Source organism: Devosia epidermidihirudinis (genome assembly GCF_000971295.1).
Taxonomy (GTDB): Bacteria; Pseudomonadota; Alphaproteobacteria; order Rhizobiales; family Devosiaceae; genus Devosia; species Devosia epidermidihirudinis.
This window is the reverse complement of record NZ_LANJ01000016.1, coordinates 71,777-89,293: the sequence shown is the minus strand read 5'-3', so window position 1 is coordinate 89,293 and position 17,517 is coordinate 71,777. Positions and strand designations below refer to the sequence as shown.

Sequence of the window (17,517 nt, the reverse complement as noted above, 5' to 3'; positions counted from 1 at the left end):
TTTGATGTTGAGACTTTTTCCAGCGCTGCTGGCTGCGGTGAGCCTGGCGGGATGCACGGGCACCGCCCGCGCCCCATCCGTGCCGGTCTTTGGTTCGTTTTTTCCGGCCTGGATCATCTGCGCCGTGGGCGGCGTGGTGCTGACGCTGATCGTCCGCGCCATTCTGATCCGTCTCAAGATCGATGAACATCTGCCAGCGCCACCGCTGGTCTATCTTTGCCTCACCATATCGAGCGGTATCGTGTTTTGGCTGATCTGGTCGGGAGCTATTGGCTGATGCGGACGATTTTGGGAAAACTCATCGGCTACGGCATCATGCTGGCGACGCTGGTGTTGGTCTATCTGGCTTTTGCCGCCAATGCGCAGAGCCCCCGCTCCGACGTGGCTGAAATTGAAGCGCCGCTGGTGCATATTTCTTCGACTGTGCCAGGCCGGGTGATTGCCATCGAGGTGGCCAACAACGCCAAGGTGCAGAAGGGCGATGTGCTGTTCCGCATCGATCCAGAGCCCTATCAGCTGCGGCTCGATCAGGCACAGGCGGAACTGCGCGCAACTGAATCCGAGCTGGCGCAGGGCCAGCGCAATATTGCTACCGAACAGAGCAATGCCGAAGTGGCGCAAAAGCAGATTGAGCGTGCCCAGTTCAATTCCGACCTCGCCCAGCAGACATTGGATCGTCTCGAGCCACTGCTCGACCGTGGCTTTGTCACCGCACAACAGGTCGATCAGGCGCGTACCGCGCTCAATGATGCGCTGGTGAGCCTGGCGCAGGCTCTGCAGCAATCGCAGGGCGCCAGCCAGATTATCGGCACGCTTGATACGCGTCAGGCACAGGTCGACACCGCTCGCGCCACCGTGTCGCTTGCGCAGCGCGACCTCGACAATACCATCGTGCGCGCGCCGTTTGACGGTCGCATTGTCGGCCTTGTCATGCCGGCGGGCGAGTATGTCATTACCGGCCAAACCGTGTTTTCGCTGATCGATACCTCGGGTTGGGAAGCGGTGGCGTTTTTCCGCGAAACTGAACTGCCGTCGATTTCGATTGGCGATCACGCGCAGGTCTTTGTCATGGCCGATGCCGACAACCCGATTTCGGGCACGGTTTCGGCGATTGGCTGGGGCGTGCGCTCGGAAGATGCGGCGACCATTCTGGGCCTGCCGCTGGTGTCCAACTCGCTCAACTGGGTGAAGGTGGCCAAGCGCTTCCCGGTCTATGTGCATCTGCATGAGCCGCCCGACGACATCATGCGCGTGGGCGCATCGGCGGTCGTCGTCATTTCCGAGGCGGCAGCAGAGACCGGCGATGGCAACGCTAGCCACTAGGGTCGGGCTGCTCGCCTTTCTCGCGGCCGAGCTCAAACCCTATGACGGGCGATTGGGCCGCTCGCTGCGCATGGCGCTGGCCTGCATGATCGTGGTGCTGGTGGCGATGAGCCAGCAGGTGCCGGAAGCAGCCTTGTCCTGCTACCTGATCTTTTTTGCGTCACGCAATAATGCGGGCTCGGGCATTCTGATTGCCGTGGGGCTGATCATTGCGGTGTCCGTGGGCATTCTGATCGGCCTGCTGTTCCTGCAACTTGCGGCGGACGAACCGATGTTGCGGCTCGCCTTCCTCGTGCTGTTCACCTTTGCCGGCATGTTCTTTTCGCAGGCCAGCCGGCTGGGGGCGATCGCCGCCACCGTCGGGTTCGTACTGGCCTTTGTCATGACGCTTTATGACATCGTGCCGATCCCAGAGTTGCTGTCGCGCGGCCTGAGCTGGATGTGGGTCGTGGTGTTTTTTCCTATGGCAACGCTCATTCTGGTCAATGTGCTGTTCGGCCCCAATCCGGCGCGGCTGGCCCGTCGCGCCATTGCCGACCGCCTGGCCGTTGCGGCACGGCTGATCGCGGGCGATGCGAGCGCCCGCACATGGGCTCATGCGCTGCTCGAAGAGGGCGTGGCCGAGCTCAATACCAATGCCCGGATGGGTGGCCTGTTCGGCTATTTCTCCAAGGCCGAAGGCGCGCGTCTAACGGCCATGGCCCCCGATGCCCAGCGTCTGCTGACCCTGGCGATGGCCCTGCCAACCGGGGCGCAGGCAGATGTTGATCGCTTGCTGGCAATGGCCGACGCTGTGCGAGCGGGCAAAGCGTTTGCGCTGCCGCCGGCCCCCATTGCCAATGCGCCGATTGACCTGACGACACGCAATCTGGCGGGCCTGTGGAGTGGTGCGATCACGGCGCCCTCCGGCCCCGCTGACGACAAGGCGCCGCTGATTGCGCCCGACGCCTTCACCAATCCGGTCTATCTGCAGTTCGCGCTCAAGGCGCTGCTGGCGGTGCTGGTCACCTATATCATCTACACCGCCTGGGACTGGTTCGAAGTCCATACGGCCATGATCACCTGCTTTTATGTGGCGCTGGGCAGCGCCGGTGAAACCCTCCACAAATCGGCCCTGCGCATTGCCGGATGTTTGATCGGCGCGGTGATGGGCGTGGGCTCGATCGTGCTGTTCATGCCGCATATGACCGATATCGGCCATTTGCTGCTGCTGGTGGGCGTGGGCAGCCTGATCGCCGCCTGGGTATCCAACGGCACGAGCCGTATCCAGTATATGGGCTGGCAGATGGCCCTGGCCTTCTTCCTGTGCATTCTGCAGGGCTATGGGCCGGGCCTTGATACCGCCGTGGCAACCAATCGCATCATTGGCATTCTGATCGGCAATGTCGTGGTGCTGCTGATTTTCCTCGGCATCTGGCCCGTGAGCGTCGCCGGGGCGTTCTCCAGGGCGCTGCAAGGCGCGGTACAGGTGTTGACCCGTACGCTGCAGCGCCAGCCGAACCGGCTGGCCACTGTCTGGCCTATGCTGGCGGAAGCCCGACGTCTGGGCAGCCTGTCCATTTTCGAGGTCAACCGCCTGCGCATCCTCTCGCCCGTGCTGCCGCATGGGCGCACCATTGCCGATGCAATCGACGAGGCCGCGCTGACGCTGGTGCAGGTGGAGGCGGCGCGCAACGCCCCGCGATATCTCTTTGGCGCACCCCGCTGTGTGAAAGCGGCAACGCTTGCCTATGAAGCGTCGGTCGCCGAGTTTCTCGCCGGGGCAGGTTCAGCTATGGTGACTCCGGAGCCAGCGCTGCGCGGCCAGCTGACGCACAGGCTGGATGAAAGCGCCAACGCCCTCCGGCGACTTGAAACTCTGGCAGCACGCAAGGGCGGACCACGCTCTTGGTGGAAACGGGATCTGGATCGAACCATGGTGCTTTATCGGCAATTGCAGGCCACCCTTTCCAGCGCCGCAGGATATGTGCTGTGAACGCGCGCCGGAACTGGATGGTGCTGATTGCCGGGCTGGCCATGGTCGGGCTCGCCGCCTGTTCATCGTCGAGCATGAAGCTGGCGCCCGCCAGCGCCACCACGCCCTATAAGGGCGTTGCCGGGCAGGCTGCGGTCAATGGCGGAAGCGCTGATTTTGGCGTCGCGACGGACCCCAGCATGCCCATCGTCATTGCTGCGCCCAAGCTTGACGCCAACCATACCTATAGCCTGCCCGAGCTGATCAATATCGCCCAGCTGTCTAACCCCGTCACCCGCGCCGCCTGGCAGCGGGCGCGTGAGGCAGCGGCGGCATCGGGGGCGGTTGAGGCCACCTATCTCCCCATTCTGACCGCCGACGTGCTGGCCGGATATGCGGTGACGTCCAATACCGTGCCCGGCATTGATATCGGCCCGGTCACCGTGCCATCGGGCACCGTCACCACCTCGGGCATTCAGGCTACCCCTGCCCTTGCCGTCAAATGGCTGCTGTTTGATTTCGGCGCGCGCGACGCGGCGCTGGCCAGCGCGCAGCAGCTCTCGTTTGCCGCCAATGTCACCTTCAATGCGGCCCATCAGAAGCTGATCTTCGACGTCAGCAACGCGTTTTTCCAGTATAGCGCGGCCCGCTCGCAAAGCCGGATCAACCGCGATGCGCTGGCCAATAGCAAGGTCGTGCTCAGCGCGTCCGAGGCTCGCCTCAAGCAGGGTATCGCCACCACGATGGAGGTGGCGCAGGCCAAGCAGCAGGTGGCGCAGGCCGAGTTCGACCTGACCCAGGCAACCGGGCGCGAGCGCAATACCTATCACTACCTGCTTGAAGCCATGGGCATTTCACCCACCACCACGATCAAGGTGCAGGATGTGTCGGGCCGCGCATTGCCGCGTGTGGTGCCGACCAATCTCGATACGCTGATTGTCGCCTCATTGCAGCGTCGCCCCGATGTGCAGGCGGCCTTTGCCCGCGTCAAAGCCAATAAGGAAGGCATTGCCGCCGCGCGCGCCGAATACATGCCCAAGGTTGCCGTCACCGGTACGCTCAATCAAAATGTGGGGCATTACTCCATCGACGACAGTCGTGTCGGCACGGTGGGCAGCCTCAACGTCAATCAGCCCAATGCGGCTGTGCTCGTGGGCCTCAGCCTGCCGCTGTTCGATGGCGGTCTGCGCGATGCGCGGATGGAGGCGGCCGTGGCACAGGCGGCTGCGTCCGAGCAGGAATTTGCCCAGCTGCAAAACCTTGCTGCCCGCGAAATCGTCGTGGCCTATGACGTGCTGCGCACCAGCCTGTCGGGCCACGCCGCGGCGACCGAACTGGTCAACGCCGCCCAGACCAATTACGACGCGGCGCTCGACTATTACAAAAACGGGCTGGGCACGATGGCCGATATCAGCATTGCCCAAACGGGCCTGCTCAAGGCGCAATATGCCCGCGCCCAAGCCCGCAGTGACTCGCTCAGCGCTGCCGCAACCATGGCCTTTGCCACCGGGCAATTGACCAATGCCAGCGTGCCATAAGGCGCGTTGGTTCCCTTGATCGAGCGGCGTTTACCAACACATATTATTGCGTTGGCGCGCCTGGTAATATCAGCGATCCTCTTGCCAGCACGGGCGATTTTCTGGCGCGCCGCTGCGTGAGCGAGGGATCGACGCAAGATGGACAGTACATCCACACCGCCTGGCGCACCGGGGATTGCGCCCACCTGGACCTCGAGCAACAAAGACGCCGTCACCACCGCGCTGGGCTCCAGCCGCGTCTGGGCGACCATCGGACATGGCATCGTCAACGAGGTCTATTGGCCTTCGACCGGGCACCCGCAGATCCGCGACCTTGGTTTTATCGTCACGACGCCGAATGGCTGGCACGAGATTAAGCGGGAGAACCGCTATGTCATCTCGACCCTCCACCCCAATGCGCCGCTGGCCCGCGTGGTGCACGAGGGCCCCGGCTACCGGCTTGAGCTGGAATTCCTCTGCCATCCACAGCGCGATAGCCTACTGATCAAATATGAGCTGTCGGGGGATGATGTCCGGCTCTATGCGCTACTGGCGCCTCACCTCAATTCCAGCGCCAGCAACGACGCCTGGGCCGATGGCGACCTGTCGGCTCGAAACGGCGCGGTGGCGCTGTGCCTGCGCGCCAATCTCGGCTTCAGCCGCACCAGTGCGGGCTATGTCGGCGCCTCCGACGGCTGGCAGGATTTCCACGCCAACGGCGCGATGACCTGGACTTATCCCGAGGCCATCGAGGGCAATGTCTCGCTGATGGGCGAGCTCAACGCCAATAGTGGCGTGCTCTCGCTCGGCTTTGCCGAAACGCTCGAAGGCGCGCGCACGCTGTCGCGTTCAAGCCTTGCCGATGGCTATGTGGAAACCTGCGCCAATTTCGTCGAGCAGTGGCATGACTGGTCCACATCGCTGCAAATTCCCTATACGACGCCGCAGCTGCGCCGCGAGGCCGAGCTGTCGGCCACCGTCATCAAGGTGCATGAGGATCGCACCTATGCCGGCGCCATGGTGGCCAGCCTCAGCGTGCCGTGGGGTAATAGCCATGACGATGCGGGCGGATACCATCTGGTATGGACGCGCGACACGGTGGAGGCGGCCTTTGCGCTGGTCGCCGTGGGCCAACTGGAAGATGCCGGGCGCACGCTCGATTATCTGATCGGCACCCAGGGCGAGGATGGCAGCTGGGCGCAGAACTATTTCCCTGATGGACGTGGCTATTGGACCGGACGTCAGCTCGACGAAGTGGCGCTCCCCGTGCTGCTCGCGGCCAAGCTGCGCTCAGTGGGGCATCTGACCTTTTCGGGGCCGGAACTGGCCATGGTGCGCGACGCTATCGGCTTTATCGTGCGCAACGGGCCGATGAGCGATCAGGATCGCTGGGAGGAAAACGCTGGCGCGAGCCCGTTCACCCTGGCCATCGCCATCTCGGCGCTGGTGGTCTCTGCCGATTATTTCGACGCCGAGGAGCGCGAATATCTTCTGGCGCTGGCCGACAGCTGGAACGAGCGCATCGAGGAATGGACCTATGCCGAACAGGGTCCCCTGGGCGCCGATCTGGGGATCGATGGCTATTATGTGCGCATGTCGCCCAAGCCCGCCGAAGGCGGCCTTGCCGGGCTGATCAATCGGCGCAATGTGGCGCATGGCGAAGTCCCCGCCAATGACCTGATCGGCATGGAGTTTCTCTATCTGGTGCGCGCCGGACTGCGCGATGCCCATGACAAGCGCATCACCGACACGGTCAAACTGGTCGACACCATGCTGCGCGCCGAGACCCCGAATGGCCCGGCCTATTATCGTTATAATGGCGACGGTTATGGCGAAAAGGCTGATGGTAGCCCGTTCGACGGCACTGGCGTCGGGCGACTGTGGCCGCTGCTGACGGGCGAGCGCGGCCATTACGCCGTCTTGGCGGGCGGAGACGGCATGCCTTATCTCGAAGCCATGAGCCGGATGATCGGACCGGGCGGGCTGTTACCTGAACAGATCTGGGATGGCCCATCCATGCCTCAGCACGAATTGGAACCGGGCTTTCCCACCGGCAGCGCCATGCCGCTGGTCTGGGCACATGCTGAATTTCTCAAGCTCCTTGCCGCCATCACCACCGGGCGCGCCGAAGAGACTTTCACCGAGATCGAAGCACGCTATGCGCGCACCATTCCGTCTGCGTCGCGCTGGTTCTGGCGCGAAAGCAGCGCCTTTGAGGCGATTGCGGCGGGCAAGGATGTGCAGATTGACCGCGATACGCCCTTCACCCTGCATCTGGGCGACGGGCAATGGCATCGCGTGGTTGACCTCACCTCAACGCCCGGGCCCTTCGGGCTGCATAGCGTCGTGCTGTCTGCCTCCATACTGGAGGACTATCAGACCCTGCGTTTCACCTGGCGTGACAGCCAGACGGAAGCCTGGCGCGGGCAGGACTTTGCCATCACTGTCCGCAGCGCCTAAAGCAGCGGCCCCAGTGTCGCGATCGCATTGTTCCAGAGTTTGCGGTGCATGGGCCAGGCATCAACATCCTCGGCGGTCACCGGCTTGGAGTGATCGATATAATCCATCTGGCGCTGACGCACCGACTGCGTCAGGGCCTCGTCATAGACCAGGATATTGTTCTCGAAGTTCAGTTCGAAACTGCGCCGGTCGAGATTGGCCGAGCCGATCAGGGTGACTTCACCATCCATGGTGATGGACTTGGTATGCAGCAGGCCGCCGACATATTCGTGGATCTTGACCCCGGCCCGGATCAGATCGGCGTAATAGCTATGGCTGGCTGCCGCTACGATCCATGAATCGTTGCGCTCGGGCAGGATGAGAATGGTCTCGACACCGCGATAGGCACAGGCGCAAAGCGCGCTCTGCAAGCCTTCATCGGGCACGTAATAGGGCGTCGTGACCACCAATTGCCGCCGCGCGGCAAAGAACAGCGATTCAAACACTTCCGACATGGCAGAATAGCGCACCGTTGGTCCCGTGCCGATAGCCAGCGCCGGCATGCTGGTGCCAGCGGGGGCGGGAGGAACGCTGTCGAGATCTTCAAGCCGCTCATGGGTCGCAAGCGCCCAGTCGGCGGCAAACAGCGCCTGGTTCTGCTGCACGATTGGGCCTTCGAAGCGCACCATGGCATCCACCCATGGCGCGAACTTGGCCTTGGGCAGAAAGTCAGGGTCGGCGCAATTCTGGCTGCCGCAATAGGTTACGCTGCCATCGACCACCACGATCTTGCGGTGGTTGCGCACGTCGATGCGCCCGGTAAAGGCCTGCAGCAGCGGGTTGCCGATGGGCAAGGCCCGGCGCACGTCGACGCCCGCATCGCGCATGGCCTGCCAATGGGCGGACCGCACCAGAACGCGCGAGCCCAGATCATCGGCCAGCGCCCGGCAAGTGACCCCGCGCTGGGCGGCGCGGCACAGCGCCTGCACCATTTTGATCCCGTTGCCATCGGCCAGCCAGATGTAGAAGTCGACATGCACCTGCCGGGTGGCCCCATCGATATCGGCCACCATGGCATCCACCGCCGCATTGGAGTCGGCGAGCAGCGCCGCGCTATTGCCGGCGACTGGAGGAAACCCATTGATGGATTGGCCGAGCCGGAACAGGTTGCGATGCCGGTCTGGTAGCAGGCGTTCGATCTCCTCGGGCCATTCGCGCAGCAGGGTCTGGCCGCGCAATTCGCGCCGCTGACGGCTGCCGGTGCGCACTTCGCCCAAAAACAGATAGGCCAATACGCCCACCACCGGAATGACACCCACCACCACCAGCCAGGCAATGCGCGAGGCTGGATCGCGATGCGGCCGCAGCAGTACGCGGGCACAGACCGCCAGCGTCACCAGCGGCAGGATGATGGTCAGCGCCGTCCAGACATAAACAAGCATGGGCATACTCCAGCCTGTTTGATCTCACAAATTGTCTGGGCTGCGAAGGGGCTTGGCGGTCACAACCGCTTGGCCCTGCCCCTGCGGCAGTTGCCTTAAGGCGTCCTGCGCGTTGATAGTGTGCCGCATCGAACTCAGGATCGTCCGTGTTGCAATCGCCAGCCTTGGCCAGCCAGATCAGACAGCTCGTCACGCCCTTTAACCGGCGCGACATGCTCGCCTGCCTGCCCGGCTTTGCGCTGTGCCTGGTGCTGTCATCAATTTTTCTGGGACGCGGTGACGCGATCATCGCCTCGAGCGCGGCCTTCACGGTTTCGCTGGGCGCCAATTACACCCTGGGAGGCTACCGCTGGGGCGCCATGATGGCGACGATCGGCGCAACGACGCTGGCCGCCTTTATCGGTACGCTGGCTGGGCAGGAATATCCGCTGCTGGTCATGCTCGCCGCGCTGGGCTCGGCCATGGCCGCCTATTTCGGCCTGACGCGCAATGATGCGGCCTGGTGGCTCTCGGTGCAGATGGTCATTGCGCTCCTGGTGGCCGGCTCGTTCCACAATGGCGTCGATGCCGCGCTGCACCGGGCGCTGTTTGTGGCGCTAGGCGGCGTGCTGCAACTGGGCTGCGTCATCATGGTCAACCGCCTGTTGTGGCGCGAAGCCGCCATTGTGCCGGTGAACCGGGAAGTGCAGTCGCGCCATGCCATTGTGACCTATCTCGGGCAGGCTGCGGTCTGCGTCGCCGCCGCGATGATTGTGGCCAACGCCGTTGGTCTGCCGCATGGCTATTGGGCGCCGATGTCGGCGCTGCTGATCCTCAAGCCGGGCCGGGTGCAAACGCAGGCGCGCGGTCTCGCCCGCTTTGCCGGGACTGTAGCGGGCAGCATCGCCGCCTCGACCTTCGCCCTTCTGGTCCAGAACAGCGCGCCGCTGCTGATTGCCGGAGCAATCCTAATGGCGGGCGCGGCCTTCGGATTGCGCAAGGCGCACTATATCGCCTTCACCTTCGCCATCACCGCAACCATAGTGCAATTGCTGGTTCTGGTGCAAGGCGGCGCGATCGAAGAGGCACTCGATCGCGTTGTCGCCACCCTGATCGGCGGCAGTATTACCCTGTTGATTACCCGGGTTTATCCGCTGCGCCTGAGCTAGTTGCGCCAGTTCGGCGTGGGTTCGGCCATGGTCTGCAGTTGGTCGACCGGCACGCCCTCGATGCGCTGCAACAGCAGGCGCGTCAGCTCGACCCCAGCCGCAAACACGTCCTCGCCAATGCTGTCCAACGTGGGAAACAGCGTGGGCAAAATATCGGAGGTCTGCTTGTAGATCAGCTGGATATCGACGCCCGGCCGCAGCCCACCCTCCTGCAGCCCACCCACCAGCGCGATCGTGCGCATTTCGCTGTCGCAGATCAGCCCATCAGGCCGGTTGGGCTGACGGCTGATGTCGAGGCCGAGACGGCGCATTTCCGCCGAGCTGCGGCGTTGAGCACCATCAAGGATCGTGCCCTCGATTCCGGCACGCGCCGTGGCGCGGTGATAGGCGGTGACAATGTTGTGGTAATTGGTGGTGCTGTCGTCGCCCACTACCAGCAGGGCGTGCTTGCAGCCCTTTCGCGCCAGTCGCTCCACCGCCATGGCAGTGAAGGTCTCGGAGTGGAAGTCGTGATAGGCGTGCGGGGTGAAGAACTCGGTGCGGCCGTGGCTGACAAAGGGGAAGTTTGCATCGATCAGCATCTGCACGCGGCGGTCGCGCGGCTCGGTATGGGTGATGATGACGCCGTCGGCGGTGCGGTTATCCAGCACATAGCGGATGGTGTCGGCCGACAGGTTCCGTTCGAACTCCGGCGTCACCGTTAAATGGTAGCGCGTGCCCTTGATGCCCTGGCCAATACCCCGGATCATCTGACGCGCGAAATCAATGGAATCCTCGGCGCCGTCGAGCACCAGAGCGATGACATTGGTCTTTCCGGTGCGCAGACGAACCCCAGCGCGATCAGGCACATAGCCCAAAGAGGCCGCGGCCTCGGCCACCTTGTCGCGGGTCTCCTGCTTCAGCGTGGTACCGCCGCGCAAAGACAGCGACACCGTCGACAGGCTGAGCCCCGTCATTTCGGCAATGGTGCGCAGGGTGACGCGCTGATTGCCAGCGCCGCGCGCCATGCCCGTTGATGTGGATTTGCCGTTCATCTCGTCACTCTTGCCCCGCCACGTTTTACACCGCTCTGCGATGAAACCAAACTCCCCTTATTTTGCAACGATGCATATGTTTTCCACCACGTTTGCAAACGATACAAATTTCGTATCACATTGTATTTTATAGCTCAATTTCCCGTTACGTCACCAGACCTGTCCAAATACGATTGTCAATTGCAACGTTGCATTCGATGTGTTTACCTTTCGCCGTGTCCGGATGAGGGTCCGGATGCAGGCCGCCCGTAAGAGGCGGCGCGAGCAGCAGAGGAGGAGTTGATGCTCAAAAAGGGTTTTCTGACCACGGTGGCTGCGCTGTCGCTGATGGCGACTGCCGCCATCCCCGCGCGGGCCGAAGTCACGTTCATGTATCCCGAATGGATCGCTGCGCTGGTCGAACCAGGCATTGCCAATTTCGAGAAAGAAAGTGGCGAAACGGTCAAGGGCATCAAGTTGCCGGGCCAGGGTTATGATCAGCGCATCGCGCTCGATCTCAGCGCGGGCACTGCTGCCGACGTCAATGTGATGGACAGCTTCATGGTGTCCGAACTGGCTGCCGCTGGCTATCTTGAACCCATCGGGCCCCTAGCCGAAAAGTGGGACCAGTATCAGTACTACCTCCCAGGCCTGCTCGAAGTGGCGTCCTATCAGGGCCAGGTCTATGCCCTGCCCACCGATACCGACGTGCGCATGCTCTGGTACGATAAGTCCAACTTCGAAAAGGCCGGGATCACAGTGCCATGGGAGCCCAAGACCTGGGCCGACATTCTCGACGCTGCCCAGAAGCTGAAAGATGCGGGCGTTCAATACCCGTTCCAGCTACCCGCTGGCACCAAGCAGGCAGAAGCGGCAACCATGCAGGGTGTCTACATGGCCCTGCTCGGCGCCGACGTTCCAGAAGGCGATCGCAACCGCCTGCTCAACCGCGAAACCAACCAGTGGATCGGCGACAGCCCTGCCCTGCGTCGCACCTTCGATCTCTACCATCAGGTCTATGTCGACAAGAAGCTGAACCCGGCCGATCTCAACTACGCCACCGATATCGGCGCAGCGGTTCGCCAGTCTCTGGCCGATGACAAGCTCGGCATTCTGGCCTCTGGCTCGTGGGAAGATGCATGCCTGTGGGATTGCAACACCCCTCCAAGCCGCGAAGAGCGCGATGCCCAGGTAGGCTGGACGCCATGGCCAGGCTCGGGTGAGCCCGGTGCCAAGACGACCACCAATATTTCGGGTGGCTGGACGATCGGCATCAACTCCAAGGCCACCGACAAGGACCTCGCCTTCAAGCTGGTGACGGCTATTTTTGACGAAGCCAACTTCAAGGCGTGGACGCTTTCGACCCACCGCATGGCGGTTCGGACCGACATTTCGGAATCCCCGGAATATATGGCCGATCCATTCCTTGCCAAGGCAACCGCGCTGGCGGCCGACACCACCGGTCGTGACACTATTCCTGGCTATCAGACGGTTTCCGCGCTGATCCAGCAGGCGACGTCCGACATCCTCGATGGCGTCTCGGTCGATGAAGTCGTCCAGAACTATCACGACGCTCTGGTCGATGAGTTCGGTGCCGACAAGGTCATCACCTACGAATAAGCCACACCTCCCGATGCGGCGGCGCCCAACCTGTCCTCTGGGTGCCGCCGTGACGGGACGCGGTTTGTCCCAATAGCCTCAACACCACCGTGTCACCCCGGCCCCGAACCGGGATGATGCAGCGTTTGAACCGTTTGCGTGAGTGAGATTAGACCCATGAAAAACCAGGCCAATCCCTGGCTCACCAGCAATCTTCTGGTTCTCGGCCTTGGCATGTTGCCAGCGGCGCTGCTGATCGCTGCATTGCTGTATTTCACCGCCTGGGCCTTCGCTTTCAGCTTCACCGATCTGGCGCTTGTCGGCACCAAGGCCGTGGACTGGAGCTGGGTCGGCTTCCAGAATTTTGAGCGCCTGTTCACCCGCCGCGGCTTTCTGGAATCGCTCTGGACCACGGTTATCTTCGTGTTCTTCTCGGCCCTTGTCGGCCAGTCGGTGCTGGGCTTCCTGCTCGCCGCCACATTGCGTGGTACTGCGAGCCGCCTCAAGTCGGTGATCGAAGTCTGCATCATGCTGGGCTGGCTGTTGCCCGATATCGTGGCGGCGTTCCTGTGGTCGGCGACCACCAGCCAAACCGGCCTGATCAACGCGATCTTTGTGCGTCCGTTTGGCCTGCCGCCGATCAACTTCATCAATGATTACGCCCTGCCCATCGTCATCATCGCCAATATCTGGAAGGGCACGGCCTGGTCCTACCTGCTGTTCTCGGCAGCGCTCGACTCGGTATCGCGGGAGGTGGTGGAGGCGGCCAAGGTGGATGGTGCAACGCCGTTCCAGCGCATCTGGCTGGTGCAGCTGCCGATCATCCGGCCCCATATCGCCACCAATATGCTGTTCATCACCATCTGGACCTTCACCTACTTCCCGCTGATCTACGCGATGACCGGAGGTGGCCCGGGCCGACAGACCGAGACGCTGGCGGTGTTCCTTTACAATCAGAGTTTTGCCCGCGGCAATCTGGGCTTTGGCAGCGCCATTTCGGTGGCCATGCTGGTCATCGTCGGCCTCTTGTCGCTCGTTTATCTACGCATGCTGCGGGAGCCCAAATAATGGAGTCCAACGCCACGACCAGCCGCCTCACCGCCATTGCGCTGAGCTTCATGGCCGTCATCTGGGTAAGCCCGTTTTCCTGGCTGATCCTGAATGCCTTCAACCCCATGTCGACCGGGCAGCTGGAAATTCCAAAGTCCATCGGCCTCGACAATTTCGCGCTCGCCGTCAGCGGCAATGCCGGTCGGCAATTTCTCAATTCGCTGCTAATCGCGGCGGGCACGGCAACGCTCAGCGTCGTGGTCGGCATTTCGGCGGCCTATCCGCTGTCGCGCCTGCGCATTCCGGGCCGCAACGCGTTCCTGTGGACGCTGGTGCTGCTGCGCATGCTGCCATCGGCGGGCGTGCTGGTGCCGCTCTATTTTGCGGCGCAACGCGGGGGCCTGCTCAACCAGTTCGGCGTCATCATCGCGCTGACCATTCTCAATCTCCCCTTCACCCTGCTGCTGCTCAAGAACTTCTTCGACACTGTGCCGATCGAGCTTGAGGAAGCCGCCTATGTGGAGGGCGCAACCCTATTCCAGATCGTCACGCGGATCGTGCTGCCCATGTCGCGGGCCGGTATCGCCGTGGTCTGGTTCTTCAGCTTCACCGGCGCCTGGAACGAGTTCCTGCTGCCGCTCATTTTCTCGCGCGTGCAGGACGGCTTCCCGATGTCGGTGGGCCTTTACGCCGCCTTCGGCCAGCAGGGCGCCATCAATTACGGGTTCCTGACGGCCTTTTCGATCATCTACGCAGCGCCGGCGGTCGGCGTCTATTTCTTGTTACGGCGCAACATGAACACAGGTTTCGCCGGTGTCGGAGTCAAAGGATGACTTATTCCAATCCCCTTTCGTCCAAACTGGCTTTGGTGGACGATGATCTCAAGATGGAAGGCAAGCTCCTTCGTCTTTGCGCCGATCTCGGCAAGAAGATCCTGACGCCCATCTCCGATGCCCCCTTCCAGTGGCATGTCCAGCATGCCGACCTATCAGCCGACGCCGCGCTGGCCGCCGACTGGCGCAAGTGGGAAGAATTTGGCTCGCACTCCGTCTGGGCGAAAAAGCAGGGTCACACCTGGTTTGCCGCCGAAGTCACGGTGCCCGAAGCCGCCAAGGGCAAGACGCTGGTGCTCAAGTTTACCAGCCAGTGGCAGGATCGCCCCGGCTCGACCGACCCGCAATGCCTGGCCTATATCGACGGCAAGATCGCCCAGGCGCTGGATGGCAACCACACCGAGCTGGTGATCGAGCGCAAGGCCAAGCCGGGCAGCAAGCACACGCTTCTGGTCAATGCCTTCACCTTCTTTGATCGTCCGCTTGTGGGCTTTACCGTCGAGTTCTTCACCCGCGATGAGCGCGCCGAAAAGCTTTATTACGATCTGCAGACCCCGCTCGACGTGGCGATCCGCCTGCACCAGTCCGATCCGCGCCGCCATGCCATTCTAGCTATCGTTGACCGCTCGCTGCGCGCGCTCGACCGCCGTGGCGGCCATACGCAGTCGTTCACCGACTCGCTGGGCGCTGCCGAAAAGATCGCCGCTGAAATCTACGCGCTGGTCGACACCGAGTTGCAGCCACAGATCACCGCCGTTGGCTCGACCCACCTCGATGTGGGCTGGTTGTGGCGCGTCATGCATACGCGCGACAAGACCGGGCGCAGCTTCGCCACAGTGCTCAACCTTATGGAAGAGTACCCCGAATTCATCTTCATGTATAACCAGTCGGTGCTGTTCGACTTCCTCAAGAAGGACTATCCCGAGCTGTGGGAGCGCCTCAAAAAGCGCGTCAAATCCGGCCAGTTCGAGATCGAAGGCGCCATGTGGGTGGAGCCCGACGTCAATATCGTCTCGGGGGAATCCCTGGTCCGCCAGATCATGCGCGGTCGCCGCTTCCACATCGAGGAATTTGGCGTCGACCCCAAGACGGTCTGGCTGCCCGACACCTTTGGCTATTCGGCCAACCTGCCCCAGGTCATGGACAAATCGGGGCTGAAATACTTCGTCACCTCCAAGCTCAGCTGGAACGACACCGATCGCCACCCCTATGACAGTTTCCACTGGCGCGGCATCGACGGCACCATCACCAAGGCTCAGCTCATCACCGCCCAGCGCTATGAAAGCGAAGAGATTTTCACCACCTATAATGGCGATCTCTCGGTGTCTGAAACCATGGGCGCCTGGAAGCGCTACGAGCCAAAGGCCGTCCACAATGAAGTCGTCATGTCCTATGGCTATGGCGATGGCGGCGGCGGCCCAACCCGCGGCATGGTCGAGCGCGGCATCCGCATGGAGCGCGGCATCCCCGGCGCGCCGCGCGTCAAGCTCGAAGGTATCGTGCCGTTCCTTGATCGCCTCGGCGCCAAGATGGACGCCCCCGGCAACAAATTCCCCACCTGGAATGGCGAGCTCTACCTGCAATATCACCGGGGCACCCTGACCTCGGTGGCCAAGAACAAGGCCAATAACCGCCGCGCCGAGCGCCTGCTGCGTGAGCTGGAATTCCTCGGCGCCATGGCGCTGACCCAGACCGGCGCCCCCTACCCGGTCGACACTTTGGCCGAGTTCTGGGAGCTAGTGCTGATCAACCAGTTCCACGACATCCTGCCCGGCACCTCGATCCCGGAGGTCTATGAGGACAGCGACAACGAATACGGCCAGATTTTCTCGACGCTTGGCTCGCAGAACGGTCCTTGGCATTCGGCCGCGCAGGCCTTCGCCAAGCCCGGCGTCGATCAGCTGCGCCTGTTCAACTTCACCGGCCAGACCCGGTCCGAACTGGTCCGGCTCGGCACGGATGTAGCGCTGGACGGCGCGTCGCTCGCCACTGGCACGTCTGCCGCCCCGATCCAGAAACTGGTCGGCGCAGACGGTTCGACCAGCTTTGCCGCCCCCGCACCCAACCTCTCCGCCCTTGGCTGGACCGGTGGTCAGGTGGTGGCAAAGGCCGACAAGGTGACATCCACCCTTTCGGTCTCTACCAGCCATCTCGAAAACGAGCTGCTCAAGCTGAGCTTCGACAAGTCAGGTGAAATCACCTCGATCTTTGACAAGTCCCGCAACCGCGAGACCTTGGCTGCCGGCGAAAAGGCCAACCGCCTCATCGCTTATGAAGACAAGCCGATGGAGTGGGATGCCTGGGATATCGACCGCTATTTCGAAGAGCAGTTCTGGCCGCTTGCCGATGGCAAGTCTTCGATCAGCGTGGTCGAAACCGGACCGCATCGTGCCGCAATCCGCATTGAGCGGGCGTATCAGGCCTCCAAGATCGTTCAGGTCATCTCGCTGGCCGCTGGCGCGCGACAGGTCGAGTTCGACACCTTCATCGACTGGCAGGAACGCCAGACGGTGCTCAAGGCCCAGTTCCCCTTCGATCTCAACACCTCGGAAATCCGTTCGGAAATCCAGTTTGGCCACGTCAAGCGCGCCACCCATCGCAACACCAGCTGGGACAAGGCGCGGTTTGAGGCCTCGATGCATCGCTGGGTCGATCTCAGCGAGAGCGATTTCGGCGTCGCCCTGCTCAATGACTGCAAATATGCCTATGACTGCCTCGAACAGTCGGTGCGCCTGACGCTGGTGCGCGGCTCGACCTTCCCACATCCAGAAGCCGATCTTGGCGAGCACCATCTGCGCTATGCCCTGTTCGTGCATGACGGCGTTGCCGATCTGGCGGAAGTGCACCGCGCAGCAGAGCGGTTCAACAATCCGGTCGCCGTCATCGGCTCGCTCAAGCCAGCCAAGTCGGTGGCAGGCGAATTGGCCAATTTCAGCTTTGCCAGCGCCGATCAGACCAATGTGACACTGGAAACCGTCAAGAAGGCTGAGAAGTCTGACGCCGTGGTGTTGCGCGTTTTCGAGCACGCCAATATCCGCGCCGAAACCACGATCCGCTTCGGCATTTCCGTCAAATCGGTGCGGGTGGTCAATCTGATGGAAGATGGTGACAGCAAGCCTTTGCCGCTCAAGGGCAATAGCGTGGCGCTGAGCCTGCGTCCGTTTGAAATCGCCACCCTGCTGATCGAAACCTGAGGAGG

12 protein-coding genes are annotated in these 17,517 nt (G+C 62.3%); 10 read left to right on the top strand and 2 right to left on the bottom strand.

Annotated features, from left to right (window positions below; genetic code table 11):
* Window positions 1-4: 4 nt before the first annotated feature.
* From WH87_RS08760 to WH87_RS08740, 5 genes are all read left to right on the top strand, one after another.
* Window positions 5-277 (top strand): YtcA family lipoprotein, encoded by a 273-nt coding sequence (locus WH87_RS08760; protein ID WP_052952316.1) that lies wholly within the window; start codon window positions 5-7, stop codon window positions 275-277.
* On the top strand, window positions 277-1,323 hold the full coding sequence (gene mdtN / locus WH87_RS08755) for a multidrug transporter subunit MdtN (RefSeq protein ID WP_046139463.1): 1,047 nt from the start codon (window positions 277-279) through the stop codon (window positions 1,321-1,323). Before WH87_RS08760 ends, mdtN begins: the two co-directional genes overlap by 1 nt.
* Window positions 1,304-3,298 (top strand): FUSC family protein, encoded by a 1,995-nt coding sequence (locus WH87_RS08750; protein ID WP_052726486.1) that lies wholly within the window; start codon window positions 1,304-1,306, stop codon window positions 3,296-3,298. Before mdtN ends, WH87_RS08750 begins: the two co-directional genes overlap by 20 nt.
* Window positions 3,295-4,815 (top strand): TolC family protein, encoded by a 1,521-nt coding sequence (locus WH87_RS08745; RefSeq protein ID WP_156458169.1) that lies wholly within the window; start codon window positions 3,295-3,297, stop codon window positions 4,813-4,815. The genes WH87_RS08750 and WH87_RS08745 overlap by 4 nt, the downstream gene beginning before the upstream one ends.
* A 138-nt stretch (window positions 4,816-4,953) precedes the next feature.
* The gene (locus tag WH87_RS08740) at window positions 4,954-7,254 is read left to right on the top strand and encodes a glycoside hydrolase family 15 protein (protein WP_046139465.1); all 2,301 of its coding nucleotides are present in this window, start codon (window positions 4,954-4,956) and stop codon (window positions 7,252-7,254) included.
* Here the strand turns inward: WH87_RS08740 and cls are convergent.
* Complete coding sequence (cls, locus tag WH87_RS08735; protein WP_245622349.1) at window positions 7,251-8,675, bottom strand: cardiolipin synthase; 1,425 nt, start codon at window positions 8,673-8,675, stop codon at window positions 7,251-7,253. The two genes, WH87_RS08740 and cls, sit on opposite strands and share 4 nt — an antisense overlap.
* 146 nt (window positions 8,676-8,821) lie before the next feature.
* Here cls and WH87_RS08730 point away from each other — a divergent pair, with 146 nt between their 5' ends.
* Window positions 8,822-9,823, top strand: coding sequence for an FUSC family protein (locus WH87_RS08730; protein ID WP_156458168.1), 1,002 nt, complete (start codon window positions 8,822-8,824; stop codon window positions 9,821-9,823).
* Here the strand turns inward: WH87_RS08730 and WH87_RS08725 are convergent.
* A complete protein-coding gene (locus WH87_RS08725; protein ID WP_046139467.1) occupies window positions 9,820-10,857 on the bottom strand; it encodes a LacI family transcriptional regulator in 1,038 nt (345 codons plus the stop codon). The genes WH87_RS08730 and WH87_RS08725 overlap by 4 nt on opposite strands.
* Before the next feature lie 282 nt (window positions 10,858-11,139).
* Here WH87_RS08725 and WH87_RS08720 point away from each other — a divergent pair, with 282 nt between their 5' ends.
* From WH87_RS08720 to WH87_RS08705, 4 genes are all read left to right on the top strand, one after another.
* On the top strand, window positions 11,140-12,456 hold the full coding sequence (locus tag WH87_RS08720) for an extracellular solute-binding protein (RefSeq protein WP_046139468.1): 1,317 nt from the start codon (window positions 11,140-11,142) through the stop codon (window positions 12,454-12,456).
* A gap of 156 nt (window positions 12,457-12,612) precedes the next feature.
* Window positions 12,613-13,503, top strand: coding sequence for a carbohydrate ABC transporter permease (locus WH87_RS08715; protein WP_046139469.1), 891 nt, complete (start codon window positions 12,613-12,615; stop codon window positions 13,501-13,503).
* A complete protein-coding gene (locus WH87_RS08710; protein WP_046139470.1) occupies window positions 13,503-14,318 on the top strand; it encodes a carbohydrate ABC transporter permease in 816 nt (271 codons plus the stop codon). The genes WH87_RS08715 and WH87_RS08710 overlap by 1 nt, the downstream gene beginning before the upstream one ends.
* Window positions 14,315-17,512 carry an alpha-mannosidase gene (locus WH87_RS08705; RefSeq protein WP_046139471.1) on the top strand — a complete coding sequence of 1,066 codons (3,198 nt, stop codon included), beginning with the start codon at window positions 14,315-14,317 and terminating at the stop codon, window positions 17,510-17,512. The genes WH87_RS08710 and WH87_RS08705 overlap by 4 nt, the downstream gene beginning before the upstream one ends.
* Window positions 17,513-17,517: the final 5 nt, after the last annotated feature.

What these genes read in the sequence shown, in the direction of transcription:
- WH87_RS08760 (WP_052952316.1), top strand. Translation starts at nt 5, where the DNA reads ATGTTGAGACTTTTTCCAGCGCTGCTGGCTGCGGTGAGCCTGGCGGGA.
- WH87_RS08750 (WP_052726486.1), top strand. Translation starts at nt 1,304, where the DNA reads ATGGCAACGCTAGCCACTAGGGTCGGGCTGCTCGCCTTTCTCGCGGCC.
- WH87_RS08740 (WP_046139465.1), top strand. Translation starts at nt 4,954, where the DNA reads ATGGACAGTACATCCACACCGCCTGGCGCACCGGGGATTGCGCCCACC.
- WH87_RS08715 (WP_046139469.1), top strand. Translation starts at nt 12,613, where the DNA reads ATGAAAAACCAGGCCAATCCCTGGCTCACCAGCAATCTTCTGGTTCTC.
- mdtN (WP_046139463.1), top strand. Translation starts at nt 277, where the DNA reads ATGCGGACGATTTTGGGAAAACTCATCGGCTACGGCATCATGCTGGCG.
- WH87_RS08720 (WP_046139468.1), top strand. Translation starts at nt 11,140, where the DNA reads ATGCTCAAAAAGGGTTTTCTGACCACGGTGGCTGCGCTGTCGCTGATG.
- WH87_RS08705 (WP_046139471.1), top strand. Translation starts at nt 14,315, where the DNA reads ATGACTTATTCCAATCCCCTTTCGTCCAAACTGGCTTTGGTGGACGAT.
- cls (WP_245622349.1), bottom strand. Translation starts at nt 8,675, where the DNA reads ATGCTTGTTTATGTCTGGACGGCGCTGACCATCATCCTGCCGCTGGTG.
- WH87_RS08710 (WP_046139470.1), top strand. Translation starts at nt 13,503, where the DNA reads ATGGAGTCCAACGCCACGACCAGCCGCCTCACCGCCATTGCGCTGAGC.
- WH87_RS08725 (WP_046139467.1), bottom strand. Translation starts at nt 10,857, where the DNA reads ATGAACGGCAAATCCACATCAACGGGCATGGCGCGCGGCGCTGGCAAT.